The organism is Acinetobacter sp. WCHA29, from assembly GCF_002165335.1.
Taxonomy (GTDB): domain Bacteria; phylum Pseudomonadota; class Gammaproteobacteria; order Pseudomonadales; family Moraxellaceae; genus Acinetobacter.
Genome location: NZ_NHRQ01000057.1, coordinates 1 through 572 on the forward strand (window position 1 = coordinate 1; position 572 = coordinate 572).

Annotated in this window: 2 protein-coding genes; both read left to right on the top strand. The window is 40.2% G+C overall.

Translation table 11 applies throughout. The features are described from left to right. Window positions 1-349, top strand: a 349-nt coding sequence (locus CDG59_RS15805) for an IS5 family transposase (protein ID WP_087546048.1), incomplete at its 5' end; no start/stop codon positions are given. Further along, window positions 346-572 (top strand): transposase (locus tag CDG59_RS15810; RefSeq protein WP_413772677.1); only part of this gene is annotated, 227 nt, incomplete at its 3' end. The genes CDG59_RS15805 and CDG59_RS15810, both read left to right, overlap by 4 nt.

The following is a 572-nucleotide window of genomic DNA, read 5'->3' on the forward strand; positions in this document are numbered from 1 at the left end:
TATGGATAGATACATACTTACTGATGCCCAATGGGCAAAAATGGAACCTTTTTGCCTAGGTAAAGTGACCGATCGAGGTCGTAGTGGAAAAGATAATCGATTATTCTTAGAAGCAGTCCTCTGGATTGCCCGTACAGGCAGTCCATGGCGTGATCTACCTCCTTATTTTGGTAAATGGAATACCGTCTTTAAAAGATACCGTGACTGGGTGAAAGCTGGTGTATTTGAAGCTATTTTTGCATCTGTAAATGAAGATGTTGATTTGGAATACGCCATGATTGATGGAACGATTGTTAAAGTTCATCGACATGGGCAAGGTGCAAAAGGGGGACTTTCAAACAGTCTATAGGTAAATCTCGAGGTGGAATGACCTGTAAAATTCTTGCCTTAGTGGATAGTCTAGGCAACCTCATTAAGTTTCGATTAATGTCTGGTCAATATCACGATTTAGTAGAAACCAAACCTTTAATCGAAGATGTTGATTTTCAAGCATTACTAGCGGATAAAGCATTTGATGCAGATTGGCTCATCCAAGAACTCAATGAACGTAAAGTGAAAGTGGTGATCCCACC